This window comes from Tunicatimonas sp. (assembly GCF_049647865.1).
Taxonomy (GTDB): Bacteria; Bacteroidota; Bacteroidia; order Cytophagales; family Cyclobacteriaceae; genus Tunicatimonas.
On sequence record NZ_JBARYM010000258.1, the window covers coordinates 1 to 3,814 of the forward strand.

Here is a 3,814-nt window from a genome sequence, read left to right on the forward strand (position 1 = left end):
CTACTAACGTACTGATCGGCAACTTCCGCCCCACCAATAGTTTTCAGCAGCACATCCGAAGCCGAACCGTCGCTCCGTATCGTGTAGCCTAACAATTCTCTAATGGTAAGCTCAACCCCCGCCGGAAACTTCTCCCGGATAGGACTATAACCCTGCTTAGGAATGTAGTCTGACGGTGATACCGAGATAATCTGATCTAAACGTAACTTCCCTTGGTCTACTTGATCCAACACGGCCATGGCAATCGGGAATTTATACACACTCTGCATCGGAAATCGCTGATCAGCTTGGTAAGCAATGGTTTCGCCAGTTTCTAGAAGTATGGCATGTACGCCCACGTTACCACTAATGCTCCCGGCATGTTGTCTGATTACTTCTTCAGGACTTTTCTGTCCACTAGCCGATAGGTATAACAAAGAAATAAAGATCATACTTAAAGACATCGCCCGAGGTTCTTCTAGTCCTAATACGTTCATGTTGATTGTATTTACTATCTCTTTGGGTAAATTTTTTTAAAGATATTTACTGATTGCCACCATTGCTCCAATAGTAATGGTGGCCAATGTTGCCCCAACACTCACCACCCAAATAATGATTCTGGTCTGCACTTCGCCAAGTTGCTTCTGAAAATCATTCGACTTAAGGAGAAAATCTTCTTTAGTCAACAATTCCTTGTTAGCTTCTTTTTGTAAACCCTTAATCGTATTTACTGCTTGTTGCGCATTGTCATCGCTCCAGTTACCTTCTTTTAACAGCTGATAAAGTTTGATCTCGAGTTCTTCTGTTACTGACATCTTAATTCTGATTTTATTTCCATAAAGATAGTAAATACAATCATCCTTTACAAGGGTTATCCCAACTTACCTTTCAATTCTCTACGTATTTCTTCTAGTTTAATTAGTTCTTCTTCTTTCCAAGGGCGTAGCCCTTTACGCTGCTGGGCGAAATAGGCCGTTTTGGTACGCTCTCGACTCCCGGTGAGCATGGCGCATATCTCACTTAAATTTAGCCAAGGTTCATTAAGCCACTCAGGGGTATGTTTATGCGTCGTCATGTAGCAAAAGTAGCAAATACTAAGCAAACATATCCAACTGAAACTGTGGTTTGAATTAGCAAGGTATCTTGCTGTATTTCCTTCTCATAGAAGGAATTTTAGAATTGCTGTATATCCGATTTACTTACTCTCATAAGTTTGGTTACTATTTAGAATACAAACAGTTGTTTGCAGAAAATTTGGCTCGAATTACCCTCATCAACAGGATTTTCTGCTAAATATTCCGGCTTTCGCTTAGCATTGCGTAGATTTAGCCACTAAACTAACCTAGTATGGACAACGACAACCGCCCTCCTCTCTTTTCATCCTGGAAAGGCTGGTACGCTTTAGTAGCTGGTGTACTAATCATTTCAATCGTTTTCTTTTATTGGCTAACCCAAGCGTACGCATGAGTTTAATTGACTGGGTTGTTTTAATCGGTACGCTATTATTCATCGTAGCTTACGGTATTTATCGTACCCGAGGCAAGCAAGATATGGATAGCTACTTGAAGGGGGGCTATAGTTTCCGATGGTGGACGGTCGGACTGTCAGTAATGGCTACGCAGGCCAGTGCAACCACCTTTTTGTCTGTTCCGGGTGAGGCCTTTGAGTCGGGGTTGGGCTTTGTTCAGTTTTACCTGGGATTGCCACTGGCAATGATTGTGCTGTCAATTACCTTCATCCCTATCTACTATCGGTTGAAAGTATACACCGCTTATGAGTTTTTGGAGAACCGCTTTGATCTGAAAACTCGAATCCTAGCGGCCTTTCTCTTTTTAGTACAGCGGGGGCTAGCCGCCGGAATCACTATTTTTGCGCCATCCATCATACTATCCACCATTCTGGGCTGGAGCTTATCAGTGACTACTTTTATTATTGGAGTAGTGGTAACCGCTTACACCGTAAGTGGTGGTACCAAGGCCGTAAGCCAAACGCAAAAGCAACAAATGGGTGTAATGTTGGGAGGAATGGTCGTCGCGGTATTCGTTATTCTAAACTTACTGCCCGAAGATATTTCTTTCGGGAATGCCATTGACGTTGCCGGTTATATGGGCAAACTCGACGTAATTAATCTGGAGTTTGATGCCAGTGACCGCTACAATATTTGGTCAGGTTTGGCGGGAGGATTCTTTCTACAACTGGCGTACTTTGGTACCGATCAGTCGCAGGTGCAACGGTATCTAACGGGTAGTTCGATCACCCAAAGTCGGTTAGGGTTGCTCATGAACGGCTTACTGAAAGTACCTATGCAATTTTTAATTCTGATGGTGGGAGTATTAGTTTTTGTCTTCTATCAATTTTATCAGCCTCCACTGTTTTTCATTGAAAAGGGGAAAGAAAGCGTAGCCCAGTCAGAATATGCCGGACAGTGGGATGAACTAGATCAGCAGTATCAGCAGGTTTTTGAGAAAAAACGGGAGAATATTCAGTCTCTGCTAAGCCAACTTGAAACTGAAGATGATGAGGGAGCTGCGGCTACCCGACAGCAAATAATGGCTTTAGAAGAAAAAACACTTTCTTTAAAAGCTCAGGCTCGAGACGTAGTGACGAAAGCGGATCCTGAGAATGAAACCAAAGATGCCGACTATATTTTTCTCACCTTCGTAATGCGTTATTTCCCCCAGGGCCTGGTAGGTCTGCTATTAGCGGTTATCTTCTCAGCCGCCATGTCATCCACTGCTTCGGAACTCAACGCGCTTGGTACCACCACCACTATTGATTTTTACCGTCGCACGATTCGGCCAGAAGCTTCGGATGATCATTACTTGCGAATGTCACGTTGGTTCATCGTAGGTTGGGGGATTATTGCCATGATTTTCGCTTCGCTAGTATCGCTGGCTGATAACCTCATTGAGTTTGTCAACATTGTTGGTTCGCTCTTCTACGGTACTATTCTGGGAATCTTTCTTACGGCATTTTACATTCGGTATATTCAAGCGAAGGCAACGTTTTGGGGTGCCGTGGTTGCCGAGGGTATGGTGCTATCGCTGTTTTTCTTCTTCCGCGATCAAATTGGGTTTCTCTGGTATAATTTTATTGGTTGTGCAATAATGATTGTAATGGGTTTCCTACTACAGCTGCTATTACCTAGTTCTCCGAAGGAAACAACGTAAATTATGCGCGGATCAAAGTGTTTGATAATCAATTATCTGAAATTATTTTTAGAATGAGTTCTCAAAACTGTTTAGTAGTGTTGGCTTGCTTATTCCTTATGAGTTGCGGTAGTGTGCAACAGCTTACTATTCCTCCTCAGCAAAAAGTTGTTCTCAGCGGAGGCGATCAAGGAGTGTACGACATCAAAATCATCAATAAAGGAATTAATGCAGTGCGCATTTCGGAAGAGTTAGAACACGGTGAATCCATTGATCAGGGATTCTTATCAAGGGGCGACAAACGACGACTTTCTTTTCTTTCCGGTTCTGAGGCAGTTTTTTCTAATGTGTTATCTGATACAGTTTACCTTAAGCTTCGGGTATTTAATGCATCGGAGGTAGAAACTCGGCAAAATCTGATTCAATAGGTTTCGTCTACCTCTAATACTTCCAGTATTTCAGCTAAATCATCAAAGTCTTTATAACCAGGTTTAATTTCGTTACTGCCCTTCAAGGCAATTCCTAAAATGGCACTATTGTCCACCAGTGAGAGAATATTGTCGGGAGTAATTCCAAACCCTAACAATATAGGATAATGCTCAGCTAGGTGCAACGTATCATCCAAGGTTAGATGAGCGGAGCCATGAGAGTTTTCGAGCACAAAATAAGTGACCTTTTGTTGGTGA

The 3,814-nt window shown here is 42.7% G+C and carries 5 protein-coding genes and 1 pseudogene; 2 read left to right on the forward strand and 4 right to left on the reverse strand.

The window, feature by feature from the left end:
• The 3 genes from WBA23_RS07965 to WBA23_RS07975 all read right to left on the reverse strand — a co-directional run.
• The coding region (locus WBA23_RS07965; protein WP_424581744.1) for a serine hydrolase at positions 1-476 on the reverse strand (476 nt) is incomplete at its 3' end.
• 36 nt (positions 477-512) lie between these two features.
• Positions 513-794: a hypothetical protein gene (locus WBA23_RS07970; protein ID WP_424581745.1), complete on the reverse strand. Its 282-nt coding sequence runs from the start codon at positions 792-794 to the stop codon at positions 513-515.
• A gap of 56 nt (positions 795-850) precedes the next feature.
• Positions 851-1,054: a hypothetical protein gene (locus tag WBA23_RS07975; RefSeq protein ID WP_424581746.1), complete on the reverse strand. Its 204-nt coding sequence runs from the start codon at positions 1,052-1,054 to the stop codon at positions 851-853.
• 388 nt (positions 1,055-1,442) lie between these two features.
• On the opposite strand from WBA23_RS07975, the gene WBA23_RS07980 reads away from it, so the two are divergent.
• Together WBA23_RS07980 and WBA23_RS07985 are read left to right on the forward strand one after the other, a co-directional pair.
• Complete coding sequence (locus tag WBA23_RS07980; RefSeq protein ID WP_424581747.1) at positions 1,443-3,149, forward strand: sodium:solute symporter family transporter; 1,707 nt, start codon at positions 1,443-1,445, stop codon at positions 3,147-3,149.
• A 53-nt stretch (positions 3,150-3,202) separates the two neighbouring features.
• A complete protein-coding gene (locus tag WBA23_RS07985; RefSeq protein ID WP_424581748.1) occupies positions 3,203-3,556 on the forward strand; it encodes a hypothetical protein in 354 nt (117 codons plus the stop codon).
• Here the strand turns inward: WBA23_RS07985 and WBA23_RS07990 are convergent.
• Positions 3,550-3,814: pseudogene (locus WBA23_RS07990) on the reverse strand (phosphoribosylanthranilate isomerase); the annotation flags it as partial. The gene WBA23_RS07985 and the pseudogene WBA23_RS07990 overlap by 7 nt on opposite strands.

Coding starts and splice junctions, on each gene's coding strand:
- WBA23_RS07970 (WP_424581745.1), bottom strand. CDS start 794: ATGTCAGTAACAGAAGAACTCGAGATCAAACTTTATCAGCTGTTAAAA.
- WBA23_RS07975 (WP_424581746.1), bottom strand. CDS start 1,054: ATGACGACGCATAAACATACCCCTGAGTGGCTTAATGAACCTTGGCTA.
- WBA23_RS07980 (WP_424581747.1), top strand. CDS start 1,443: ATGAGTTTAATTGACTGGGTTGTTTTAATCGGTACGCTATTATTCATC.
- WBA23_RS07985 (WP_424581748.1), top strand. CDS start 3,203: ATGAGTTCTCAAAACTGTTTAGTAGTGTTGGCTTGCTTATTCCTTATG.